Raw genomic sequence first — 25,874 nt, forward strand, 5'->3', positions numbered from 1 at the left:
CACTTATTCTAAACGTATAAAGTCATAAGCGTAAGTACAATATGGGAAGTCAATAATATCTGTAGGTATCTTGTTAAGATAATCATAAATAATACTTTCTAATATTTTCTGAATATGCTCCTGATCTTTTAAAGGCAGAGTAGCAATAAAACTTGTAGAACGAAGGCGTTTGAAAATCACTCTATCAACTGTACCTGTATGAGTATAGTTAAAGATCTTCTCCGATTTTTTAAAGAATAGGTTTTGATGCTTGAAAGCATATTGCCATTTCTGGTGATGAAATCTAGGTGTATTGTCTTCAAAAGAAGAAATAACCTCTGAAATAGCTTGTACCCATGGATATGAATTATCACGATAATTCCAAATAAGACCAAAATGTCCTTCATTTTTTAAAAGGCGATGTGCTTCTTGCAGGGTATCAATATTAGCAAACCAGTGGAAAGCCTGTGCAGATACAATTGCATCAATACTTTGATTTTCTAAGGGGATATCATGACTAAAAGCAGAAATGAGAGGAATGTTAGGATGCTGTTTCTCAAATTGTTCTGCCATTGCTTTGACGGGTTCAATAGCAATAATTTTACTTTGTGTTTCTACTAAATTATGTGTGAATTTACCTGTACCAGCAGCAAGATCTATAACTGTTGTAGATGAGTTTAAACCAATATCTTGTGTCAGCCATGAAGTGATAACAGGTGGATAATCCGGTCGTGCATATTGATACATGGAAGCATCTTGACTAAAACCATATTCAGCTATTGGGTGAATTTCTTGTTTCATAATAATATTTTTAACTTGTGTTTCTTATTTATTCTTTCATGATAATTGGTTAAGCTGAAATAAGAATTGATGTATAGCAATAAATAGTATGAGCGATACTAAATATTCTTTAGTAGAGAGTCTTCTATAGTTACTAAAAGAAATATTACTTTTTAAATTATAAATGATGGAGTTGAATATGGCATTACAACAGAGTATTCCTGTTCATACATTACATGATGGATATGGTATTCCCGCAATTGGATTTGGTACATATACTTTAAAGGGAAATAATGGTGTAGAAACGATGCTTGGTGCGATTGAGCAAGGTTATCGTATGTTAGATACAGCATTTAATTATGAAAATGAAGGTGCTGTTGGGCAGGCTGTACAACGTTCTGGTATAGAAAGAGAGGAGTTTATTATTACCTCTAAGTTGCCAGGAAGGCATCATACATATGATGCAGCACTTGAAACAATTGAAGAGTCACTCTTTCGTGCACAATTGAGCTATTACGATTTATACCTTATTCATTGGCCTAATCCTAAACAAGGGCTATTTGTTGAAGCATGGCAGGCTTTAATAGAAGCACAGAGAAAAGGTCAGATTAAGTCGATTGGTGTAAGTAATTTTTTGCCTGAGCATATCGAGTTATTAAAGCAAGAAACGGGTGTTGTTCCTGTAGTTAACCAATTGGAAATACATCCATTTTTTAATCAACAAGAAAATAGAGAATATAACCAAAAAAATGGTATTGTGACAATGGCATGGAGTCCATTGGGTCGTGCCAGTGAAATCTTACATCATCCTACATTAGAAAAAATTGCAGTAGATGTTGGTAAAACAGTACCACAAGTCATTTTAAGGTGGCAGTTCCAGTTAGGTGTGATTACTATTCCAAAAGCAACCAGTACAAAAAATCAGATTGAAAATAAATCTATCTTTGATTTTAGTTTGACAGATGAGCAAGCCGCTGAAATTAATGCTTTAAGTAAACCGACAGGACGTTTGCAAAACCAAGATCCTGCTGTATACGAAGAGTTTTAATATATGAAAAAAGCAATGAGAATAAATCTCATTGCTTTGGTATAGTAATACTGGATTTTCTTTTATGCTGTTTCACTACTAAGTTGATAGAAACGCTGTAGAATTTTTGTTAAGCGACGTATTTCAGGTTGAGGCATTCTACTTTCTTGCAGTAATGTAACAACAGTCATATGTGAGCGTTTTAATTCTAAAATAGTAGTACAGCCATTAATATATCGAATATGTGCTTTACCCATTAAACCACAATGTTTTTGCAGTGCATCGACCATCATTTGTTTCATATTCTCAAAACTGAATTCAATATCATATTCTTCTGCATCTTTTGCAACAGGTGTTGCAAGACTTAGTTCAGGTTCAGCTTTAATAGTCGTGGGTTGAGTTTTTTCATTTAGTGTAGTAGTAGATGTATTTACACCCTCTTTGGGCTGTTCAGTGGAGTCTACAGGAGTAGATGATTCTTGATTTTTTCGAATAAATCCTAATGAAATCAAGCCACCAAGTACTTCAGAAGTACATAGCTTTTCTTTGACGGCTGATGACAGTTTTTCGAAATCATTCGTGCCGATAAGAAGGAGTAGTTGTCGTTGTTTAGAGGAAAGAGAGCGGTCGCGATTTTGTAGTGCCGCAAACCCTTCAGATGTTCTTATATAGTGCATGCCCCAGATTCCAAGATGGACAGATGATTAATTTTGTAGCAATACTTTTACAAATTGATATGACATTTTCATGAAGTGGCTGAATTCAATTGTCTTTTTTATAAAGAAACTAATTTATTAATTAATTTTAATAAAAGTATATAGCCCATGCATTCATTTCATTTTAAGTCCAGCTTCTTGGTTGGTGTTTCTCTTTTACATAAATTTGAGCAAAAATGTTATATTTGTATAATTCATTTGATTTGGCACTATAAAAAAATAGTTTTGCCCTTATATCTTTGTATTATGGCATCTGATTTTTAGGTCGCCATTCATTTTTAAATTTCGGTGTGTAATGGATAAGCAAATAATTTTTGAAGACGAACAAATCAGAGTTATTTTTTTGAAAGGTAATTCGGATGAGTTGATTTTTTCGTTTGGTGATTTAATCACTCGTGCGAAAGGCTTAAGTATTAATGCCGAAAAATCTTTAATGAAATATGATTATAATGTTATTGGCATTATGCCAAAAGAAAAGTCATGGTTTCCTATAGAAAGCATGACAAATATGCTTGAGGCAGTTGCTCCTTATATAGCTCAATTTAAAAAAATTATTGGCTATGGTGGTTCAATGGGGGGGTATGCTGTTTTAAAGTATTCAAAATTATTGAATATGTCACGTGCAATTGCATTCGTTCCACAGTTCACGATCAATCCTCAAGAAGTTGAAGATCGCCGCTATGCAGAGTTTTTTGATGTTAGCCTGCATCGTGACATGAGAATACAAGAAGAAGATGTTTCTAAAGACACTGATTATATTATCGTCTATGATCCATATTATGAGAATGACAGAGAGCATTATTTAAAAATAAAACAAATTTTACCTTCTGTGATGACACTCAACCTTCCATTTACAGGGCATGAGGCATTGTCTGTTTTGGCAAGTTCAAGTTTGTTAAATGATTTTATTCGACATGATTTAGACCAGCCTTACTTTTATGAACAAATGCGTCAGGTAAAAAAGAAAAGTAAGTTTTACTATCGTAATGTCATTGGTAACTTGATGGCGCGTCATAGTAAAGCGTTGGGACGAATTTTAAAGAACAATGATTTACAGCTTGATGCACAGTATTTAGACCCAACACTTAAACAGCTTATTACCCGTGTAATGTTAAGTCGTCGTCAGGTGACAGAGCAGGATTTGCAGAAGTTAGGTATTAAGGTAAATTTACCACAAGAAAACCGTCAGCAATTGCAGGATAACTTTGGTAATTTTTTAGTATTTAATGTGATTAGTAACAAAGTGGAAAGCTATTCACAGGATGCAATTGACTTAAATCATAAATACTTACTGCCATTAATGGCAAAATCGAGTTGTTTGGTGAAGGTTGAGCTAAATAGCGAACATTATTTAATTGCAATGAATGATCGCCGTGTAATGAAATTGTTTAAGGAGGATGATCCACTTACAAGTGATATGAATCCTTTGGTACTTAAAAAGTATTTAGATTATTATGTGATTAGTTATAAAAATCTAAATTTAAATACCGATGATCATGGGCTATGTAGTTTTGTGGAAGCGCCTGTAAGTGAAAATGAAAAACTAGTTTTGGTATAATATTAAAGATATAAAAAAAGCGCTCATGTGAGCGCTTTTTTTATATCTTGATTAACCTTGTAACACAGAGATATCTGCAATAGCAGTAAATAACTGACGTAGGCGGGTAAGTAAGCGTAAGCGGTTGGCTTTTAATACTTCATCATCTGCCATAACCATTACATGATCAAAGAAAGCATCTACAGGCGCGCGTAATTGTGCAAGGTGTGTTAATGCTTCTCTATAATTCTGCTCTTTAAGAAGTGGTTGAACAATTGGTTCAATCTTCTGAATTGCTGTATAAAGTGCTTTTTCAGCATCTTCAATGAGTTTATCTTCAGCAATTTTGTCATCAGCCACATTTTCTTTTGCAAGAATATTTGCAACACGCTTATTGGCAGCAGCAAGGGCACTTGCTTCAGGAAGTGTACGGAAGTGATTTACTGCATTTACACGGCGATCGAAGTCTAATGGTGAGCTTGGTGAAAGTGCTTGTACAGCTTGAAGTACATCTACAGCTACGCCTTGGTCTTCGTATTTTGCACGGTAGCGTCCTTCTAGAAAAGCTACAGCATCACTACGTGTTTTTTCGTGATCTTCAATTATATTGCCATATGCATTCAATGCAAAGTTAACCAAAGTTTCGATAGTAACGTTTAATTGGTTTTCAATAATTAAACGTAAGATACCAATAGCAGAGCGTCTAAGCGCAAATGGGTCTTTTGAACCTGTTGGAGCTTGTCCGATGCCAAAAATACCTACAAGGGTATCTAAGCGGTCTGCAAGGGCAATTGTTGTACCTGTTTTTGTTTTTGGTAAGGCATCGCCTGCAAATTTAGGTAAATATTGTTCACCCAAAGCTTCAGCGACTTCGTCATTTTCACCTTCAATACGTGCGTAATATGTACCTGCGATTCCTTGTAACTCAGGAAACTCACCGACTAGTTCAGAGGTAAGGTCACATTTCGCAAGGTGTGCGGCTTTTTCTGCATCTGCTGTATTGGCACCTGTAATTTGTGCAATTTGTTGAGCAAGCTGTGCAATGCGCTCAGATTTATCCCAAAGTGTACCAAGCTGTGCTTGGAATACCATTTTTGCCAGTTTTTCTGAACGGCTTGCAAGTGGTTGTTTCTGATCTTGTAAAAAGAAGAACTCAGCATCACTTAAACGTGGGCGAACCACCTTTTCATTGCCTTCAATAATCTGACTCGGGTCTTTCGATTTAATGTTAGATACAGTAATGAAGTAAGGCTGTAATTGATTTTCGCTATTGATCAAACAGAAGTATTTCTGGTTGTCTTGCATGGTTGTAATAAGGGCTTCTTGTGGTACAGCAAGATAGCGCTCTTCAAATGTCGCTCGTAATGCTACAGGCCATTCTACAAGTGCAGTCACTTCATCTAATAGATCGTTTGGTACGATTGCAGTTGCATTAACTTCGTCTGCAAGTGCTTTTACCTGAGTTTTAATTGTTTCTTGGCGTTTAGAAAAGTCTGCAACAACATATGCTTTTTCTAATGCATCAAGATATTCATTTGCATGTGCGAGCGTAATTGCTTCAGGGTTATGGAAACGATGTCCATAAGTGATTGCACCTGTATTATGATCTTGAATTGTTGCTTGAATTATTTGGTCATCTTTAAGCAAAACAACCCATTTTACAGGTCGTACAAATTCTGTGCGGCTTGCGGCAGAACGCATGCGTTTAGCAATAGGTAGCTGATCTAGAGCATGTTGTAAAATAGTAGGGAGTAGGGTGTCTAAATCTTGCCCTTTAATTTCTTTGTAATAGCAAACTTTTTCAACTTTGCCAGCTTGGAATTTTTCAACTTGGTCTATTGTAATGCCTTGACCGCGCATAAAGCCTTCCAACGCTTTTGTTGGATTGCCTTCAGTATCGTATGCAGCAGCTACAGCAGGACCATCGAAGCGTTTTTTTGTATCTGCTTGAGCACCATCTACATCTACAATTTTTAGTGCAAGACGGCGGGGTGCAGCATATGACTCAATTGCAGAAAATTGGAGTCCAGCGTCATTTAAGCCTTTTTCAGTATTGGCTTTTAATGCATCACGTAATTTTTTTAAGCTTTTCGGTGGAAGCTCTTCACAGCCGAGTTCAAATAATACGGTATGTTGAGTCATTATTTTTTCTCCGCTTTTGCTGCATCATTTTCAGCTTGTAATTTTAACTCTGCCAGTACCTCATCTCTTAGATGTGGTTCAGCCATTGGGAAGCCTAATTTTGCACGTGCTTCTACATAGCTTTGAGCAATTGCACGGGAGAGAGTACGCACACGTAAAATATAGCGTTGACGCTCTGTCACGGAGATAGCACCGCGTGCATCTAATAGATTAAATGCATGAGATGCTTTAATAACTTGTTCATAGGCAGGTAAAGGTAAGTCTACCTCTGTTAAGCGTGTTGCTTCTGCTTCATAGAAATCAAAAAGTTCAAAGAGTTTTTCAACGGGTGCATATTCAAAGTTATATGTCGACTGTTCAACTTCATTTTGATGGAATACATCACCATATGTGACTGTACCAAATTGGCCTTTTGTCCAAACAAGGTCATATACCGAGTCGACACCTTGTAAATACATGGCTAGACGTTCAAGACCATAAGTAATTTCACCTGTTACAGGGTAGCATTCAATTCCGCCTACTTGTTGGAAGTAGGTAAATTGTGTTACTTCCATACCATTTAGCCAAACTTCCCAACCTAGTCCCCATGCACCTAGTGTTGGAGATTCCCAGTTGTCTTCAACAAAACGAATGTCATGTACAAGTGTGTCTATACCAATGGCTTTAAGAGAGTCCAAGTAAAGTTGTTGGATATTGTCAGGATTTGGTTTTAGCGCAACTTGGAATTGATAGTAGTGCTGTAGACGGTTTGGGTTTTCACCATAACGTCCATCTTTAGGACGACGAGAAGGCTGAACATAAGCAGCATTCCAAGTTTCTGGCCCTAGCGCACGTAAGAAAGTTGCGGTGTGGAATGTTCCTGCACCCATTTCCATATCGTATGGTTGTAGAACAACACAACCTTGCTCAGCCCAATAGTTTTGAAGGGCAAGAATTAAGCCCTGAAATGTATCAATATGAGAGATGGCGCGACTCATGTGGCATCCAATTAATTATAAGAAAATATTACCTATAAGTATAAGGATTTTGATGGGTGGTGGCAAAGTTTAATATAGATGTGAAAAGTTAAATACTCTACTCAAAAGTAGAGTAGAGGTTAAAGATTACTGTATGTTTTCTTCATGTACAGTACGCATTGTACTATTGGTTGTTCTGTATTGATTGATTGCTATATTTTCTTTAGGTATAAGAAGCCATAAAACTAAATAAACGAGAATTCCGGGGAATGCTGCGCTTATTACAGAAACTAAGACAAAAATAATGCGCAGAAGATTTACATTCCAGCCAAAACGCTCTGCGATACCTCCCATTACCCCTGCAATTATATGATGCTTACGTGAGCGATATAAACCCGAAGATTTCATAAGTAAGTTCCTCTAAAATGAACTGTTATGTCATGCGACTTAATTATAATGGGGGTAAATATAGATAATAAAATATACACAGAATTATAAAGCGTTAATTTATGTAAAGAATATAATTATTTGCATAAATGTTTATTAGAATGAAAGGTAAATATTTTGATGAAACTACATTTTTATAGCCAATATATTAAATATATAAGACTTATTGAAAGTGGTTTTGCAGTTTGTAATATTAGTGAAGCCATACTATGTCAAAACCTTTCTTTTTCAATGTTAAAGCTAGAAAATTAATAACTATATTTCTCTTATTAGGCGGCTGTAGTAGCACTCTAATAGGATGTAGTAAAAATGAAAATTTACCAAAGGACTTAGATAATCACATTACAGAAGATAAAAACTTATGGAGTGTTGCAGGGCAGAGTGTTGCGCCTAAAAGTTTCAAAAGAAAAGATTATTCACGCTTACTAACACAGAGTGAAAAAGCACTTGTAGGGCGTTATGTTGTAACGATATCTTGCCATGATCCTGTTGCACGCTGTGGCAATAGGCACAATGGTTCAGTTGATTTTATATTGAACCTTGCATCTGATGGTTCTGTATATCGATTGATTAAAGGATTAGGAATGATACAAGTGGATACAAGGAAAAATTTAGATGACGGCGTAGAATATGATCATTGGAATGAGATCTTAATTCATAATCAGAAATATATTGTGACTTCTTATGCAACAGGTATGCGATTCTTTTATAAAGTACTTGCCGATGATCGTTTGATGATGGACATTAATAGAACAAAGCTTGTTAATATACAAGAATATAGAGAAGGATTTCCTTTTCCAATGGAAAATTATCAGTTAAAAAAACAAGCATAAAAAAAACCCTTAGTAAAAACTAAGGGTTTTTTGAATCTTGGTGGGTCGTCCGCGACTCGAACGCGGGACCAATGGATTAAAAGTCCACTGCTCTACCAACTGAGCTAACGACCCGTAACAGGTTTCAAGATAAGTGGTGGGTCGTCCGCGACTCGAACGCGGGACCAATGGATTAAAAGTCCACTGCTCTACCAACTGAGCTAACGACCCATCTCGTCTTGATGGAGCGTATTGTAGCAACTTATAGAATGATGACAAGTATTTTTTAAGAAAAAAGCGATTGGTTGTTTATAAAAAAGGCAAAATCTGGTTTTTTAGGCAAAAAAACAGCAATTATTGATAATTTTATATGTTTTAAATAAATTATTTTTCTTTTGAAGAAAGAGCATAAAGGCTTTTCTTTATATTTATATGACAGTAATTGAATAAAAAAATAGCTACTCGAAAGTAGCTATTTTTTCTTTTGAAGCATTATTCTTCTGTTGGTTCAACAGGTGTTACTGCTTTTTTAGGTGGTCGACCGCGAGGACGACGGGGACGAGCAGCTTTATCTTTGCTTGTTGCTTTAGCTTTCGTAGTTTTTTTAGCCGCAGGCTCTACTTCTGATTCAGAATCTGTATTGCTAACAGGTTCTTCTTCAGTTGCTTTTATAGGCTCTTCAGTATTAACCGCTTTTGTACTTCCTTTCTTTTTAGAAGTAGATGCTGGTTTTTGCTCTTCAACTGGTGCTATTTTATCTTTTTCAGGAGATATTACCTCAGTTGTATAAGCTTCTTCAGATTTTTCTTCTTCAGATTTTTCTTCTTCAGATTTTTCTTCTACAGCAGGTGTAATTTCTTGTGCAACCTGTGTTTTTTGCTCTTCCTCTAAGTGTTTTGCCTTTGCTTGCTCTAAAGCTTGTTCAGCAGCAAGTTTAGCTAAACGACGACGTTCACGAGGGTCATTTGCAACGCGCACATTCTGTGATTTTGGAGGTGTTAATGGAAGAACAGCAGCAGGAGCCTCCTCTTGGATCACTTTTGTTGGAACTTCAACATCACGTGTTACAGGTAATTTTTCTTCATCAGTTGTTTCCTTAACATCTGATGATTTATTTACCTGAGTAGAGTATTGCTCAGTAAATTTGAGTAATGCACGATTAAAAGTTTGTACTAAACCAAATTGCTCTATCAGTACTGTGCAATCTTCACCATAAACATGGCGAATCAAACTTCCCATACTATATTGTGCAAGTTCTGGGATTTGAGTTGGCTTTAGCTTTGCTACCTGAGTTGTTGTTTGAGGCTTTTGACCTTGCTTTTGACGACGATGTGAACGTGGATCATTACTCGCACGCTGCGGCTTTTGAGCAGGTTTTGGAGCTTCAGTAACTTTTTCCTTTTCTACAGTTTTTTGAGGTTGTGTTTCCACGACAGTACGTTGTTGTGGTTTCTTGCTTGGTACAGTTTTTGACTCATGAACAGTAGTGGTAGGTGCTACTTTTTGTGTTGTTTCTTGCTGTATCGAAGGCTTAGATGCCGTATTTAAAGCAACGATATCCTTAGTTTCTTTATCTAAGTTAACAACAAGGGCAGTTGGCATTTCTTCATGACGAGGTGTGTCAATCAGTTCTACTTTGACTGCTTGATTTGGGTTTGCTTTAGGCGCTTGAGTAGGTTTTTCTACTTGTTGCTCTAAAACACTTGTATCGCGCTGGCGGTTTGGTCGGTTTGGACGTTGTTGATTGCGGTCACGACGAGGAACTGCTTGAGCTTGAGATTCAGTATTTGCATTTTGCTCTACTTGTTGTGGAGCATCTTGCTGTTGCTGACGTTTTTGCTGACGTTTAAGCTCACGCATTTCTTGACGGGAAAGCTGTACAACTTCTTCATGCACTTGATGGTTAACAGCTTGATCATTGTTGTTGCTATAGTCACGTTGATCTTTAGGCTTGTTGTTTCTTTGCTTTTTATTTCTTTGCTGTGGCTTTTCTTCTTTCTCTACAGATGACTTTTCATTTTTTGTAGGTGCTTGGTTACGCGCAATGTAAGCATTGTCACTTTGTACAATTTCTGGTGCAGCTACTTGAGTTTGTTGGTTTTGAAGCTGACCAAATTGACCGCGACTTACAGCCCCATTGTTTACCATTTGTTCAATTGCAGCGGCAGCATTGTTTGCTGTGCGAGATTGATCTGTTGTCTGCGCTTGCTTTTGTACAAATAAGTTTTCTAACCAAGCACATGGACTATGTTTTTGCTGTGTAGCTTGTTGTGCTTGAGTTCTTTTGTTGGAATGGTTTGGATTAGGTGAATTTACGTTAGATTTTTGCCCAGTTTTTTGCGTTTCTTTCACTGTTTGATGTTGATTGGTGTTTTCAGTCTCATCTAGGTGCCATTGAGATGACTCATAACCCAATTCTTTTTCAGTAGAACGTGTTGCTTCGGTGCGTTCGTAGCTTGTTGGTGCAAAGCCTTCTGGATTGTACTGAATTTCGTAATGAGGTGTTTCTAAGTGGGGATGTGGCAGTATAGTAATTCTTACATTTGAAGTTTGCTCAAGGTAAACTAAGCTATGACGTTTTTCATTAAGTAAGAAGGCAGCAATTTCTACGGGTACTTCAATTTGTACTTCACCTTGCCGTTCTTGTAATGCAATTTCTTCAACTTTACGCATAATAGATAAAGAAAGAGAGCGTACATCACGCACCATACCTGTACCATGGCAACGAGGGCAAACATAGCCTGTTGATTCTTCTAGAGATGGTCGTAGGCGTTGGCGACTCATTTCCATTAAACCAAAGCGAGAAAGTTGACCAAATTGGATACGTGCACGGTCACTTTGGGTCGCTTCACGCAGTTTAGCTTCCACCATGCGTTGGTTACGGTCTTTACCCATATCAATGAAGTCAATAACAACTAAACCACCAATATCTCTAAGGCGGAGTTGGCGAGCAATTTCTTCAGCTGCTTCTAAGTTGGTATTAAGCGCAGTATCTTCGACATCTTGTCCACGCGTTGACTTAGCAGAGTTGATATCGATAGAAACAAGTGCTTCAGTTTGATCGATTACGATAGAACCACCCGATGGCAGTTTTACTTCACGTTCATAAGCTGTTTGAATCTGGCTTTCAATGCCAAAGTGTGCGAATAATGGTTCATTGAGTGTATAGGTTTTTAGCTTATCTAGCTGACGAGGCATAACAACCTTAACAAAGTTATATGCTTCGTTAAATGCTTGTTCATTGTCGATAAGAATTTCAGAAACATCATCACGTAAGTAGTCGCGAATAGCACGAGTAACAACACCAGCTTCTTGATGTACAAGCATTGGAGATGGGCCAGAGCTTGCGGTGTTTTGAATTTGAGCCCAAAGGTCGAGTAGGTGTTGTAAGTCTAGCTGTAGTTCTTCTTGGCTGCGACCAATACCTGCTGTACGTACAATTACGCTCATACCACGTGGCATATTTAAAGATGCCAGCATAGCCTTAAGCTCTTCACGAACTGTACCCGAAATTTGACGGCTAATACCACCACCTTTTGGGTTATTTGGCATAAGAACAAGATAGCGACCAGCTAAAGAGATATAAGTAGAAAGAGCAGCACCTTTATTGCCACGTTCTTCTTTTTCAACTTGAACGAGTAACTCTGTACCTTCGGTAATGAGTTCACGAATATTTGAGCTGTCACGTGCATCTGCATTCAAATAGCTACGTGCAATTTCACGCATTGATAAAAAGCCTTGACGTTGTGCGCCGTATTCAACGAATACAGCTTCTAAAGAAGGCTCTACACGTGTTACATGACCTTTATAAATATTTGATTTTTTTTGCTCTCTGGTACGATTTTCAAGATCAAAGTCATATAGACGCTGATCGGTGATAAGTGCAACACGGACTTCTTCGGCATGTGTTGCATTGATCAACATACGTTTCATGGGGTAATACCTAATCATTGAAACATAGAGATAAGTCAGCCTGTTATGGTGCAATTTAAATATAGAGAAAAAAGATGTCTGGTTGTAAGGCAGAACGAATGAGCCATTTGAAAGGGCTTGCTTCTCTTTTATATTTTAAATTGCTTAAGCATCCTTTTGACTAAACTCATCTAAATTTTACCGCCACATTTGTTGTATTGTGAAAACCACTTGACTGTAGTAAAAGCATTTTCGTCTTTTATAGACGTTTAATACGGAATGTTCATCGTATTAAGGCTATACTACAGTGTTTCAATACATCAAATGTTTAAGCCTGAGTAATATTCAAAGAGTGACTTAATCTGATGTGTTTCAGTTTACATTAATAAACCAATCGAAATTGGCAACAAATCTTTTTGGGGTAGACTATTGTGTATGCAAAAGCATTATTTTTTACGCAATAGGCTACAGTTTTGCCGATATAATAAAGCCTTTGGCATCGGCATATTCTTTTGGGACCACTCCGAGTTTATGATGAGTATATTAAAACTGCATTATTCATCCACTAAGTTAGGCGAATATTTTTTGTGCAAATACTCATTTACGGCGGTATCCGAGCGCTGACTATATCAAACCTTGCGGCATCTGCCTATGGGTTTAGCAGATGTTTATTGTGAAATAATCTCTCTAAGTGGTCATATTTTATTCAAAATTGTTAAATAAGGTTTTAAAATAGTTGTATGAATTCCAATCAGCAATGGCAAAGTGTCACTTGGTTTGAGGTTGATGAAAATCAGCTAGATCAGCGTATCGATAATTTTCTATTTTCACGTTTAAAAGGTGTACCAAAAAGTAGAATTTATCGCTTAATTCGTGAAGGTCAAATACGTGTAAATAAAAAACGGGTTAAGGCAGATACAAAGTTAAGTATTGGTGATCAAATTCGTGTTGCGCCAATTAGATATGAACAAAAGCAAGATACTGATGTGCCTGTAAGTGATGATGTCGCTCAAGGATTGCTCAACCGTATTATTTATGAAGATGAAGGGCTAATTGTCATTAATAAACCATCAGGTATTGCTGTTCATGGTGGTAGTGGTATTGCGTATGGGTTAATTGAGGCTTTACGAACAGCAACAGGAAAGAAATATTTAGAACTTGTACATCGTATTGATAGAGATACTTCTGGACTAGTGATGATTAGCAAGAAAAGAAGTGTTTTAAAGAACTTACAAGATTTATTGCGTCAGCACAAGATACAAAAAACGTATGCTGCTATTGTCAAAGGGCAGGTGAGTTTAAATGAACAGCGTATTAATGTGCCATTGCTACGTTATGAGCTGGCAAACGGAGAGCGAAGAGTTCGAGTAAGTAAAGATGGTAAGCCAAGCGAAACCATTTGGAAAGTTGCGCAAAGATTTAAGACTGCCACGCTTGTTCATGCATTGCCATTGTCTGGCCGTACGCATCAGATTCGTGTACATGGTTTAAGCATTGGTCACCCCTTGTTAGGTGATGAAAAATATGGGCATAATATAGCCTATCATGGGATTGCACCAAGACGATTATGCTTGCATGCAATGCGTTTAGAAATTCCAAATTATCCAGCAATTGAGGCACCTTTGCCTGATGATATGCAGGATGTTTTGACTCATTTAAGTAAAGAATAAAATGGATAAAACAAAGCTTGTTGTTTTTGATTGGGACGGTACATTATTTAATTCAATTGATCAGATTGTAAGTAGTTTACAGTTTGCTGCAAAGCAATATGATCAGCCACTTAGTTATGCAGATGGGAAAGATGTTATTGGTTTAGGGCTACCTGAAGTAATGCAACATCTATTTCCTGCTGTGCCACATTTGCATGAAAAACTTCTCGAAAGTTACGCAACGCATTATGTGGAGTACTCTAAAAATGACTTATGGTTTGATGGTGTTGCAGAGATGTTGTCTGATCTAAGAAAAAAAGGGGTCTTACTTGCTGTTGCAACAGGAAAAAGTAGACGAGGGCTTGACCGTGTTTTAGAAAAAACTCAAAGTACTGGAATATTTGAAATTACACGTGCTGCGAGTGAAACCAAATCTAAGCCTGATCCATTGATGCTACAGGAAATTTTGAATCATACGGGGTTATCTGCACATGAAGGAATCATGGTGGGTGATACTAGTTATGATCTTCAAATGGCTCGTAATATGGGTATGCCTAGCATCGGCGTGACTTACGGTGTGCATGCTAAAGATATTTTATTGAAGCATAGTCCTTTGGTCACTGTTGATAATATTAAAGAGTTACATCAAGCTTTGTTAAAGTATATTTAATTTTTTCTACTTTTAGGTATTTGGTGCTATGTGCACCAAATACCTTATTTTTATTTTTAGCTATGTGAAAGATCAAAGAAAGTTTGCATCATATCTAGTAGACTTTTGAGTGCAATTGAGTCATTGTCTTTTTTATAACTCATAATAATATCTAATGTAGGTAATTCTTTTTCCAATGGTTTTATTGCAAGGTTGGGTAAGCTACTAAATGGATCAACGTACTTAGGTAAAATAGAGCATCCTTTGCCAGCATTAATTAAAGCTAAACTATCAACAATGGTTGTTGAGTTTTGTATTACTTTTAATTTGAGGTGATTTTGCTTAATGAATGTATTTACAGCTTGGTTCATTACATTAAAACTAGGTGCTGTTGGTAGAATAAAATCTAAACTTTCTAGGGCGGACAACGGCACTTTTTCTAGAGCTGCTAAAGGATGTGTTTTGGGTAGAATGAGTGCCAATTCATCTTTAAAGATCACTTGATCAATAGTTTTGGGATCATCTACTTTTAATCGGCTAAAAATAATGTCTAATTCATCTTTTTTAAGAAGTTTATGCTGTTTGGTGTCATCTAGAATTTGTAATTCAATTTTGACATTTGGATACTCGACTCTAAAGTGAGGTAGAATTTTAGGGAGTATTCGAATTTCAGCAGAGGTAATAAAGCCTATTCTTAAGGTATGCTGTTTTGATAACTGTACTTGGCGTGCCATAGATACTGCTTTCTCAGCTTGACTAATAGTTAGTCGAGCATGTTCGAGAAATATAAGACCTTCTTCGGTAAGTTCTACTTTACGCTTTGTTCTGTTAAATAGTCGAACGCCTATTTCTTCTTCAAGGTCTTTTATCTGTTGGCTTAATGATGGCTGTGCTGTATATAACCTTAAAGCAGCTCTACTAAAGTTTAACTCTTCTGCTACTGTTATAAAGTATCTTAGATGGCGCAATTCCATGAGATTGACCTAATCATTTTGTTATTAAATTCAATGCTTAGTATAGTCTAAAGGTTATAAATTTAAAGTGTGAAATATATAAAATGCTTGAAAAATAATAAATAAATTCATATATATTTTTGATTATTAATAGTTTTTTTATATAAGAAGTTATATTTTCGCTGAATTATAAAGATGTAGCAAAAGTGTATTAGATATTGATATAAACGTACTCAATTAAAAATTAGAATGATATGATAACGATTATAAATATTTTAAAACTTTTAATGAAAATGTCGTATAACAATTTAAAGAAGAAGGTATGGCTAAAGAAAAACAATTACACTATCAGATTTCTAATAAGAACTGTTGGTCTCATACATTAATAAAGTCTAATCAGTCCTTTGATTATTCTCCTAATTATCATAATGGTTGTTTTCATAATGAATATTCATCAGATAAAAAATTAAATAAGTTTAAAATATTTAAATGGTTAATAGAGCGTAATGGTAAATCTTGGAATGTAGATATCGATTCTGAGTTCGAGAGTGCGCTTGCACAATCTCGTGATATGCAACCGATTCAATCTAATATTGATCCTTACCAATGGAAAGTTTGGTTTGTAGGTCATGCGACAGTATTGATTAAGATAGGACCATATAATTTTTTAACAGATCCTGTATGGTCTGAATATGCAGGTCCAAAGAGTGGTACAGGACCTAAACGTGTGTGTCCAGCAGGAGTAGCCCTTGAAAATTTGCCCCCTATTCATGGTGTGCTGTTAAGCCATAATCATTATGATCATATGGATATTGCGACATTAGAGTGGCTATATGAGCAGTTTCAAATGCCAATTTATACGGGGTTAGGAAATAGTTATTATTTACCCAAACATTTTCATGTGATTGAATTAGATTGGTGGCAATCTGCCCATTTAAATGGTTTTGAAATAGTTTATACGCCTGCCCAGCATGGTTCTGGTCGTGGATTACGTGATAAGGATAAGGCGTTATGGGGTGGGTTTTGTCTTATGAAAGATGGTCAGTATCTATATTTTGCAGGAGATACTGGGTATTCGACACATTTTAAAGAAATCTACACAAAGTATGGCGCACCGCGTGTTGCACTTCTACCTATAGGTGCTTACGAGCCGAGAGCACTGATGAAATATATGCATATGAATCCTTATGATGCTTTGAAAGCGCATATGGATTTACAAGCTCAGCGATCTATAGCTATTCATTATCGTACTTTTCAACTTACAGATGAACCTCGCGATCAACCTGAAGTCTTATTGGAGCATGCGATAGAACATGCTTCTAAGCTAATGAATCCTTTTTATTGCATTCATGAAGGTAAAAAGCTGATTGTATAGTTCACTACTAAAAAAGCCTATCATGAGATAGGCTTTTTTATGTTTAATATTTTGAGATGTATTTATTCTGAATGTCCATCTGTTTGTTCGGTAATATGCCCATCTTGTTGTTGATATGAGCTATGACCACTTTCGTGTAAAGCTTTGCGTACACCAGTTTCATAATCTGGGTGAACACGAGAAAAATGTATAAGCTGACGCTCAATAATTTCTTTAGGAACTCCCTGCATTGCATCAGCAATATTACTAAATAGACGTGATTTTTCGCCTTCATCAAATAGATTAAATAAACTAGTGACTTGGATGTAGTCATTATTGCCTTCATCATCACGATGATTAAAGCGGTCTACAATGCTTGAGTTCAATTTTAAAGGTGGTTCTTTGACATCGGGGTTCTGAATTGGACCACCAAATGAGTTTGGCTCGTAATATGCATCTGGATTTGGGAAGTGTTCCTGAATATTCATTTGTCCATCTTTATGATAATGATGAACAGGGCAAACAGGGCGGTTTACAGGAATACTTTCATAGTGTGTACCTAAGCGATAACGATGTGCATCTGCATAACTAAACACGCGGGCTTGTAGCACTTTGTCTGGAGAAAAGCCAATTCCAGGTACAGCATTTGATGGAGAGAAAGCCGCTTGTTCAATTTGTGCAAAGTAGTTTTCAGGGTTGTTATTTAGTTCAAGCACACCAATTTCAATGGGTGGATAATCTGCATGAGGCCATACTTTTGTTAAATCAAAAGGGTTATATGATGTTTTTTCTGCGTCTAATTCAGGCATGATTTGAACCTGAACTGTCCATTTAGGATAGTCACCATTTTCAATGCTATAGTAGAGGTCTTCTTGAGTTGTTTCACGGCTTTCGCCAACTTTTTGCTGTCCCTCTGGATTAGTCCAGTGACGGTGCCCTTGTTGAGTTTTAAAGTGAAATTTCACCCAAAAACGTTCACCCTTTTCATTCCAAAAAGAGTAGGTGTGTGAACCATAGCCATTCATGTGTCTTATATCTGTAGGTAAGCCACGATCTGACATTAAGATAGTAACTTGATGTAGGCTTTCAGGAGATTGTGACCAAAAGTCCCACATTGCTGTTGGTGAACGCAGGTTTGTACGTGGATGGCGTTTTTGCGTATGAATAAAGTCTGGAAACTTTAGTGGATCTCGAATAAAAAATACAGGTGTATTGTTTCCAACGAGATCCCAGTTGCCTTCTTCAGTGTAAAATTTTAGTGCAAAACCACGGACATCACGCTCTGCATCTGCTGCTCCCATTTCTCCTGCAACTGTAGAGAAACGTGCAAGCATTTTTGTTTCTTTACCAGCACCATTGAAAATTTTGGCACGTGTATATTCAGATAGATCTTTAGTTAAAGTGAATGTGCCAAATGCTCCCCAACCGTTGGCATGTACGGTACGTTCAGGAATACGCTCTCTGTTTTGATGTGCTAATTTTTCAATTAGTTGCCAATCTTGTAATAGTAAAGGACCTCTTGCATCTACCGAAAGACTATTTTGATTATCGGCAATGGGTGAACCCGCTGTTGTTGTTTGATGATATGGGCACTTGCTCATGGCTAACTCCTATATTTATAGTGTCTAGGGCTTGCTATATATTTATATTAAATTTACTTAGTACTTGTTTTTGCATAATTATTATACATATTAATTTTGAGAAAAGAGTGTATTCACGTTGTAGTATGTTACTAAGTGTATATATTAAGAGTGTTAGAATATTTTATCGTACTAAGTAATATATTGAATAATATTAGATATATTTCGATCTTACTGTTAGTTATGTCACAAAAGTAGAGTATTTTTAGATAGTATTTTATGAATATAGAGTTTATCTATAAAGATCATTAAAAAATACGGATTCCAATTTATACAGAAAAAAACTAGTTTTAATAATATCCTTTAGTTGGAGTAGTAAGTAAGGTGAATAATAAATCGCAAGCTAAATGCCCATTTCATGCAGATGGTGCAAATACAAATGCAGCTAGCTCAAATACAGATTGGTGGCCAAACGCCCTAAACTTAGATATTTTATCTCAGCATGACTATAAAACAGATCCAATGGATCCAGATTTTGACTATGAAAAAGCATTTAACTCATTAGATATTGATGCAGTTAAAGCTGATATTCGTGAATTAATTTCTTCTAGCCAAGACTGGTGGCCTGCTGATTGGGGAAGTTATGTAGGTATGTTTGTGCGTACAGCTTGGCACTTGGCTGGAACATATAGAAAACAAGATGGACGTGGCGGTGCCAATACAGGTAACCAGCGTTTTGCACCTTTAAATAGCTGGCCTGATAATGTGAATACAGATAAAGGTCGCCGTCTATTATGGCCAATTAAGCAAAAATACGGTAATAAAATCTCTTGGGGTGATTTAATTATCTTGGCTGGTACAGTTGCATATGAAGTTGCAGGATTAAAAACTTTTGGTTTTGCAGGTGGTCGTAAAGATATCTGGCATCCTGAAAAAGATATTTATTGGGGTGAAGAGCGCAAATGGTTAGATGCAACAGAAAATCGTTATGAAAATGACCAAGATCGTAGTTCTTTAGAAAATCCGCTTGCGGCTGTGCAAATGGGCTTGATTTATGTAAACCCTGAAGGTGTAGATGGCAAATCTGATCCTTTAAAAACAGCACAAGACATGCGTGTTACCTTTGACCGTATGGCAATGAATGATGAAGAAACTGTTGCATTAACAGCAGGTGGTCATACTGTAGGGAAAGCACACGGGAATGGTAAAGCAGAATTACTTGGTGCAGATACAGAAGCCGCAGATGTTGAGTTCCAAGGCTTGGGTTGGCATAACCCTGAAGGCACAGGAAATGGTACGAATACCATGGTCAGTGGTATTGAAGGTGCTTGGACAACGAATCCTACCAAATGGGACAATGAGTTCTTTTACTTACTCTTTACATATGATTGGGAACTAACGAAGAGCCCAGCAGGAGCAACACAATGGGAACCTGTAAATATTAAAGAAGAAGATAAACCAATTGATGCCCATAATCCAAATGTCCGTCGTAATCCGATTATGACCGATGCAGATATGGCATTAAAAATTGATCCTGAATATCGTAAGATTTCAGAACGTTTTTATAAAGACCCTGCTTACTTCTCTGAAGTGTTTGCACGTGCATGGTTTAAATTGACTCACCGTGATTTAGGGCCAAAAGCAAGATATTTAGGGTCACATGTTCCTCAAGAAGATTTAATTTGGCAGGATCCTGTACCTACAGTAGATTATATTTTAACTGAAGATGAGATTAAATCGTTAAAAGAGAAACTGCTTACAAGTGGTCTAACACATGCAGAACTAATTAATACAGCATGGGATAGCGCACGTACATACCGTGGTTCAGACTACCGTGGTGGTGCAAATGGTGCGCGTATTCGCCTTGCACCACAAAAAGATTGGGCAGGTAATGAGCCTGAACGTCTTGCAAGAGTAATTGCTACACTTGAACAGTTACAGGGTACATTAGACAAGAAAGTAAGTTTAGCCGACCTTATTGTACTTGGTGGTACTGCTGCGGTAGAGCAAGCTGCAAAAGACGCTGGTGTAAATGTAATTGTGCCATTCACGGCAGGTCGTGGTGATGCAACGCAAGATCAGACTGATGAATACTCATTTAAAGATCTTGAGCCAAAACATGATGGTTTCCGTAATTGGATTAAAGAAGATTACGCAGTTCAACCTGAAGAAATGTTACTTGATCGCACACAGTTACTTGGTTTAACAGCTCCTGAAATGACTGTATTAATTGGTGGTATGCGTGTACTTGGTACGAACCATGGTCAAACAAAACATGGCATGTTTACAGAGAAAGAAGGCGTACTTACAAATGATTTCTTTGTAAATCTTACAGACATGAACAATACATGGAAGCCTGTAGGTAAGAATTTATATGAAATTCGTGACCGCGCAACGGGCAATGTAAAATGGACAGCAACACGTGTTGACTTGGTCTTTGGTTCTAACTCTATTTTACGCTCTTATGCAGAAGTTTATGCACAAGATGACAATAAAGAAAAGTTTGTTAAAGACTTTGTAAAAGCATGGACAAAAGTAATGAATGCTGATCGTTTCGATGTAAAAGCATAATTATTTGAATAAAAAAGCCCTCGCATGTGCGAGGGCTTTTTATTAGTTGGTCAGTAGCCGATTGGTTTTTACCATATCTTCTAAGCCATTATTTCTAAAGTAGTGTTCAATCCAACTTTTTACAAGTAATGGATTGTTGAGCGTAAGGACATGATTAAGGAGAGCTTTTGCATCGACCATAGATGTATGACAAATTGCTTTTCGTACACGTAAGATATTGCTTGAACTCATTGAAAGTGTATTAAAACCCATTGCCATGAGTAAGATTGCAGAAAGTGGATCTCCTGCCATTTCACCGCAAATACTGACAGGTTTATTGTATTTGTGGCATTCATCGACCAAATGAGAAAGTGCTCTTAAAATTGAAGGGTGGTAGTGAGAGTAAACACCTGATACATGTGGATTGTTACGATCTACTGCTAAAAGGTATTGAATGAGGTCATTTGATCCGACTGAGAAGAAATCGACCAATTCGGAAAACTCTTTAATTTGGAAGAGTACACTTGGAACTTCAACCATGATGCCAATTTTGGGTTTATTAATTTTTACTTGTTCTTCTTCCTGTACAGCAAGCCAGTCACGTTCAAGGAGATAGAGTACTTCTTCAACCTCACTGACACTTGTGACCATTGGTAGAAGTATATGGAGGTTATTTAACCCAATACTTGCTTTAAGCATGGCACGAATTTGTGCTGAAAAAATTTCGGGGTGATCTAGGGTAAAACGAAGACCTCTCCAGCCTAGTGCAGAATTATTTTCATGAATAGAAAAATAGGGAAGTTCTTTATCTGCACCAATATCAAGCGTGCGCATAATAACAGGTTTATTTGCAAAGTGACTTAATTGTTGTCTATAGATAACTCGCTGTTCTTCTTCACCTGGAAATCTATCTCTTAGCATAAATGGAATTTCGCTACGATATAGCCCAACACCTTTTGCTCCACGTTGTACACCACGTACAACATCAATCATTAAACCAGTATTAACGAATAAGCGAACTTCTACACCATCTGGTGTGATTGAATCTTTTGTTTCATACAGTTTTAAGTTTTTAGCAATTTGCTCTTCTTCTTTTTGAATCTCTTTATAGCGTTGGCGTAATCGTCTAGGTGGATTAATTATAATTTTGCCTTGGTAGGCATCAATAATCATTTCAACATCATCAAGTGTGGTCACGGGTAGCTCAGTTACACCAACTACTGTTGGAATACCAAGCGCACGTGCAACAATTACCATATGCGAGTTTGCTGCACCATCGCTTGTTACAATTGCTGCAATTTTATCAACAGGAAGTTCAACAAGTGCAGCCGTACTAATTTCATCACCCACTAAAATACTATCTGAACTGAGTTCTTTATGCGTAGAATCTGCTTCTTGTAAGTAGGCTAAAATACGTCGTCCAAGGTCTTTTAAATCAGAAACTCTTTCACGTAAGTAATCATCTTCCATTTGTGCGAACAGGGCACTATGTTTGTCTATGACACGTTTGACAGCACCTTGTGCCCAACTGCCTGCACGAATTTCATCTTGAATTTCTTCTGGCAAAGCATTTTCATCAAGCATACGTAAAAATACACTAAATAATGCACGCTCTTCTGACATAAGAGAATCTTGCATTTTTTCATCGAGTGATCGTATTTCATTACGTACCGATTCGACAGCTTGCGCAAGTAATTCTAGCTCTTCGCTAATATTTTCTGCTTCTCGCTCTGGAACAGCCGAGAGGTCGGCAGGTGGGTATAAAATAATGGCACGACCTAATGCAACACCACCAGATCCTGCAACACCTTTAAAAATTTTATAGTTGGATGTGTTTGCAACTTTGCGAAATACATCAGTTGAACCAACAGCATGTGCATGTGCAATGACGCCTGATAGTTGTGCGCAAAGAGTAACTAAAAATGATTCAGCAGCTTCGCTAAAGTCTTGTCTTAGCTTACGTTGTACAACAAGCACGCCCATCACTTTTCTACGGTACATGACAGGTACACCAAGAAATGAATGATAGATTTCTTCGCCAGTTTCAGGGAAGTAGGCAAATCGTTCATGTTCAGAGGCATTTTCTAAGTTTACAATTTCTTCACGTTGCCCGACTAAGCCAACTAATCCATCACTTAATGGAATAGATATGTTACCAACAGCTTCGGCATTTAACCCCTTTGTTGCCATGAGAACATAGCATTGGTTGCGTTCATCAAGTAAGTAAATGGAGCATACATCAACATCCATTGCAGTCGATACATGATTTACCATGATTTCTAATGATTCATGTAAACCATTTGAAGCATTGATTTCTTGGACAATCCGTCTTAATGTATCTAGTTGCATGTTGGACATGTACTGTGTGCTCCGAAGTTAAGTAGATGGAGATTTTTTGTTTATATCAGTATTTAAATTTAAAAACATTCACAAAAAACATCTCTTTTAAGTTTTTTGCACAGGGACTTTACTACATAACTCTAACATTGCCTTGCGGTAAACATCGCGCTTAAAGTTTACAACTTGACCAAGTGGATACCAGTAACTTACCCACTGCCATTGATCAAACTCAGGTGGGTCTGATAAATGAAGTTGAATATGCTTTGTTGAAGCAATGAGCCTCAGCAAAAACCATTTTTGTTTTTGACCAATACAGACAGGTGAAGAGTCTGAGCGTATATATCGGTGTGGCAAACGATAACGTAACCAGCCTTTTGTTTGTGCAACAATTTGAACATGCTCCGGCAATAAGCCAACTTCCTCTCTTAGCTCACGGAAAAGTGCTTGTTCTGCAGTTTCTCCATAGTGAATACCGCCTTGAGGGAATTGCCACGCATTGTGACCAATGCGTTTTGCCCATAAAACTTGTCCGTTATCGTTTGCCAAAATGATCCCGACATTTGGTCGGAAACCTTCGGAGTCGATCATTTGGCTACCTTAATCTATTATTTCTTATTGCCTTTCTTAAAGTGGATTATTAGGGCAGAAACCTCTTCAAAAAAAACACGACAGAATATTGTTAAAATTGCTATGATCTTAACGAATTTCTTGCCTTATGCGGTGATTGATTTACATTTTTTTTCTTTATTTTTCAAATTAAACGAGAATTTTCATGAAATTGGCTTTGTTTGACCTTGATCATACTTTAATAGATACCGACTCTGATCACTCTTGGGGAGAGTTTTTGGTAACAACAGGTCTTGTTGATGAAATATACCATCGTCAAATGAATGATAAGTTTTATGAAGACTATAAGGCAGGTTGTCTAGATCCAATTGCATATAATGAGTTTGTTTTTGAATTTCTAACAAAAAATAACCACGATACTTTGAAAGCATTGCATGCACGTTTTATGCAAGATGTAATTCGTCCAATGATGAGAAAAGAAGGCTTTGAAACAATTGAATACCATAAACAGCAGGGGCATGAAATTGTAGGGATTACAGCAACGAGTGATTTTATTACAGCGCCTATTTTTCATGAGTTTGGCATAACGAATGTTATTGCCACGACAGCAGAAAAAAACAATGGGATTTATACTGGTAAAGTGGAAGGTGTACCATGCTTTCAAGATGGAAAATTAGTTCGCCTTGAACAGTGGTTAGATGGACGAGAAGTTGCTGAAAGTTGGGCATATTCAGATTCATTTAATGACCGTTTCTTACTTGAATATGTCGACCATGCCAGTGCTGTAACACCAGATGAAAAGCTGACTCAGCTTGCCCAACAAAAAGGGTGGCCTATTTTATATTGGTCTATCTAAGTTTATTTACGCTTGTGTCATTTTTACCAATTGAATAAGCGCTTCTGCTGCTTTAGATTGGCTTCTTGATGGATGCCAAACTAGACCAAGTGTTCTCTTCAACTCTAAGTCTAAATCGAGCTGTTTGAGGTCTTGGTTAATAAGCGTTTTAGGTAGAACTGACCAGCCCACACCAATAGAAGCCAACATACGAATAGATTCTAATGGATTATTGGTCATACTTGTTTTGGGACGTAGACCTCGCTTTTCAAACTCAGCAAGTGTAATTTGACTGGTATATGTTTTTGCAGAAGGTAATAGACTTGGATAATGTGTTAACTGCTCTAAGCTAAGATTAGACATTTGTGCAAGTGGGTGAAATGGCGAGGCAACGAAAACTAAGGGATCTTCCCAAATAGGGAGATAATTGAGTCTGTCATCTCCTGTCGGTGGGAGTGTAAGAAAAGCAAGTTCTAGATCACCTGTAAGTACTTGTTCGTGTGCTTGTTCTGAGTCGACAAATTTTACGTCTAACTCGACATGTGGATACTGTTGTACATAGCTCTTTAAATATGGAGGTGCATGGTGTAAACCAATATGATGGCTTGTACCAAGCTTTAAACGGCCTTGTACATATTCATGCTGATGGCTAAGATTATGATGAATATCTCCAAGCTCGTTGAGCCATAATTTTACTTTTGGAAGGAGTAAGTGAGCAACATGAGTTGGTTGAATTCCACGTCCTGCCGATTCAAAAAGTGAGACATTGAAGTATTCTTCTAAGCTATGAATTCTTTTAGTCACTGCAGGTTGGGTAATGAAAAGGTGTTCAGCAGCTATGGATACTGAACCTGTTTCCATAACTTTAACAAATGCTTCAAATGCAGCAAGATTCATGAGAGTACCTTATTTAAGAATAATGTAATTTTATGTTTGTTAATATTTAATATAACTTTTTTTTATTTAAATGTGCAAATACATTTTGAAGTGAAAAACTACTGTAAACAAACCATTTATTAATTATAAAATCTAGAATAAAAATACATTTATTCCATAAAGTTTACCAATGTATAAAAATGATAAATTAGA

At 36.9% G+C, this 25,874-nt stretch carries 19 protein-coding genes and 2 tRNA genes; 8 read left to right on the top strand and 13 right to left on the bottom strand.

Features of this window, described 5'->3' with window-relative positions; genetic code table 11:
• Positions 1-3: 3 nt before the first annotated feature.
• Positions 4-780 (bottom strand): class I SAM-dependent methyltransferase, encoded by a 777-nt coding sequence (locus AC1MPL_RS03825; RefSeq protein WP_479764372.1) that lies wholly within the window; start codon positions 778-780, stop codon positions 4-6.
• 178 nt (positions 781-958) lie between these two features.
• Here AC1MPL_RS03825 and AC1MPL_RS03830 point away from each other — a divergent pair, with 178 nt between their 5' ends.
• Complete coding sequence (locus tag AC1MPL_RS03830; protein WP_479764374.1) at positions 959-1,807, top strand: aldo/keto reductase; 849 nt, start codon at positions 959-961, stop codon at positions 1,805-1,807.
• 62 nt (positions 1,808-1,869) lie between these two features.
• Here the strand turns inward: AC1MPL_RS03830 and AC1MPL_RS03835 are convergent, their stop codons facing one another.
• Entirely contained in the window at positions 1,870-2,463 is a 594-nt protein-coding gene (locus tag AC1MPL_RS03835; RefSeq protein WP_479764375.1) for a hypothetical protein, read from the bottom strand.
• A 334-nt stretch (positions 2,464-2,797) separates the two neighbouring features.
• Between AC1MPL_RS03835 and AC1MPL_RS03840 the strand changes: the two genes are divergently transcribed.
• The gene (locus AC1MPL_RS03840; RefSeq protein WP_479764377.1) at positions 2,798-4,060 is read left to right on the top strand and encodes a hypothetical protein; all 1,263 of its coding nucleotides are present in this window, start codon (positions 2,798-2,800) and stop codon (positions 4,058-4,060) included.
• 51 nt (positions 4,061-4,111) lie between these two features.
• On the opposite strand, the gene glyS is transcribed toward AC1MPL_RS03840, so the two are convergent.
• The 3 genes from glyS to AC1MPL_RS03855 form a co-directional block, all read right to left on the bottom strand.
• Complete coding sequence (gene glyS / locus AC1MPL_RS03845; RefSeq protein WP_479764378.1) at positions 4,112-6,181, bottom strand: glycine--tRNA ligase subunit beta; 2,070 nt, start codon at positions 6,179-6,181, stop codon at positions 4,112-4,114.
• Complete coding sequence (gene glyQ / locus AC1MPL_RS03850) at positions 6,181-7,158, bottom strand: glycine--tRNA ligase subunit alpha (protein WP_479764380.1); 978 nt, start codon at positions 7,156-7,158, stop codon at positions 6,181-6,183. The genes glyS and glyQ overlap by 1 nt, the downstream gene beginning before the upstream one ends.
• Positions 7,159-7,284: 126 nt before the next feature.
• On the bottom strand, positions 7,285-7,545 hold the full coding sequence (locus AC1MPL_RS03855; RefSeq protein ID WP_479764382.1) for a PspC domain-containing protein: 261 nt from the start codon (positions 7,543-7,545) through the stop codon (positions 7,285-7,287).
• 248 nt (positions 7,546-7,793) lie between these two features.
• Here AC1MPL_RS03855 and AC1MPL_RS03860 point away from each other — a divergent pair, with 248 nt between their 5' ends.
• Positions 7,794-8,417: a hypothetical protein gene (locus AC1MPL_RS03860; protein WP_479764384.1), complete on the top strand. Its 624-nt coding sequence runs from the start codon at positions 7,794-7,796 to the stop codon at positions 8,415-8,417.
• A gap of 38 nt (positions 8,418-8,455) precedes the next feature.
• Here AC1MPL_RS03860 and AC1MPL_RS03865 read toward each other — a convergent pair.
• From AC1MPL_RS03865 to AC1MPL_RS03875, 3 genes are all read right to left on the bottom strand, one after another.
• A tRNA-Lys gene (locus tag AC1MPL_RS03865) sits at positions 8,456-8,531 on the bottom strand.
• A gap of 20 nt (positions 8,532-8,551) precedes the next feature.
• Positions 8,552-8,627: transfer RNA gene (locus AC1MPL_RS03870), tRNA-Lys, on the bottom strand.
• Positions 8,628-8,888: 261 nt separating this feature from the next.
• Entirely contained in the window at positions 8,889-12,329 is a 3,441-nt protein-coding gene (locus AC1MPL_RS03875; RefSeq protein ID WP_479764386.1) for an Rne/Rng family ribonuclease, read from the bottom strand.
• Positions 12,330-13,048: 719 nt separating this feature from the next.
• On the opposite strand from AC1MPL_RS03875, the gene AC1MPL_RS03880 reads away from it, so the two are divergent.
• Together AC1MPL_RS03880 and AC1MPL_RS03885 are read left to right on the top strand one after the other, a co-directional pair.
• Positions 13,049-13,978 carry an RluA family pseudouridine synthase gene (locus AC1MPL_RS03880; protein ID WP_479764388.1) on the top strand — a complete coding sequence of 310 codons (930 nt, stop codon included), beginning with the start codon at positions 13,049-13,051 and terminating at the stop codon, positions 13,976-13,978.
• A gap of 1 nt (position 13,979) precedes the next feature.
• On the top strand, positions 13,980-14,627 hold the full coding sequence (locus tag AC1MPL_RS03885) for an HAD-IA family hydrolase (RefSeq protein ID WP_479764390.1): 648 nt from the start codon (positions 13,980-13,982) through the stop codon (positions 14,625-14,627).
• A 56-nt stretch (positions 14,628-14,683) separates the two neighbouring features.
• Here AC1MPL_RS03885 and AC1MPL_RS03890 read toward each other — a convergent pair whose 3' ends face one another.
• The gene (locus AC1MPL_RS03890; protein WP_479764392.1) at positions 14,684-15,580 is read right to left on the bottom strand and encodes a LysR substrate-binding domain-containing protein; all 897 of its coding nucleotides are present in this window, start codon (positions 15,578-15,580) and stop codon (positions 14,684-14,686) included.
• Positions 15,581-15,881: 301 nt separating this feature from the next.
• Here AC1MPL_RS03890 and AC1MPL_RS03895 point away from each other — a divergent pair, with 301 nt between their 5' ends.
• Entirely contained in the window at positions 15,882-16,934 is a 1,053-nt protein-coding gene (locus tag AC1MPL_RS03895) for an MBL fold metallo-hydrolase (protein WP_479764394.1), read from the top strand.
• 62 nt (positions 16,935-16,996) lie between these two features.
• Here AC1MPL_RS03895 and AC1MPL_RS03900 read toward each other — a convergent pair whose 3' ends face one another.
• On the bottom strand, positions 16,997-18,514 hold the full coding sequence (locus AC1MPL_RS03900) for a catalase (RefSeq protein ID WP_479764396.1): 1,518 nt from the start codon (positions 18,512-18,514) through the stop codon (positions 16,997-16,999).
• Positions 18,515-18,877: 363 nt separating this feature from the next.
• On the opposite strand from AC1MPL_RS03900, the gene katG reads away from it, so the two are divergent.
• Positions 18,878-21,064 carry a catalase/peroxidase HPI gene (katG, locus tag AC1MPL_RS03905; protein ID WP_479764397.1) on the top strand — a complete coding sequence of 729 codons (2,187 nt, stop codon included), beginning with the start codon at positions 18,878-18,880 and terminating at the stop codon, positions 21,062-21,064.
• 42 nt (positions 21,065-21,106) lie between these two features.
• On the opposite strand, the gene ptsP is transcribed toward katG, so the two are convergent.
• The gene (gene ptsP / locus AC1MPL_RS03910) at positions 21,107-23,401 is read right to left on the bottom strand and encodes a phosphoenolpyruvate--protein phosphotransferase (protein WP_479764399.1); all 2,295 of its coding nucleotides are present in this window, start codon (positions 23,399-23,401) and stop codon (positions 21,107-21,109) included.
• Between the two features lie 87 nt (positions 23,402-23,488).
• A complete protein-coding gene (locus AC1MPL_RS03915; protein ID WP_479764401.1) occupies positions 23,489-23,971 on the bottom strand; it encodes an RNA pyrophosphohydrolase in 483 nt (160 codons plus the stop codon).
• Between the two features lie 184 nt (positions 23,972-24,155).
• On the opposite strand from AC1MPL_RS03915, the gene AC1MPL_RS03920 reads away from it, so the two are divergent.
• Complete coding sequence (locus AC1MPL_RS03920) at positions 24,156-24,806, top strand: HAD family hydrolase (RefSeq protein ID WP_479764403.1); 651 nt, start codon at positions 24,156-24,158, stop codon at positions 24,804-24,806.
• Between the two features lie 6 nt (positions 24,807-24,812).
• On the opposite strand, the gene AC1MPL_RS03925 is transcribed toward AC1MPL_RS03920, so the two are convergent.
• On the bottom strand, positions 24,813-25,682 hold the full coding sequence (locus AC1MPL_RS03925) for a LysR family transcriptional regulator (RefSeq protein ID WP_479764405.1): 870 nt from the start codon (positions 25,680-25,682) through the stop codon (positions 24,813-24,815).
• Positions 25,683-25,874: the final 192 nt, after the last annotated feature.

The sequence above is a fragment of the Acinetobacter sp. N1-1 genome, from assembly GCF_056711485.1.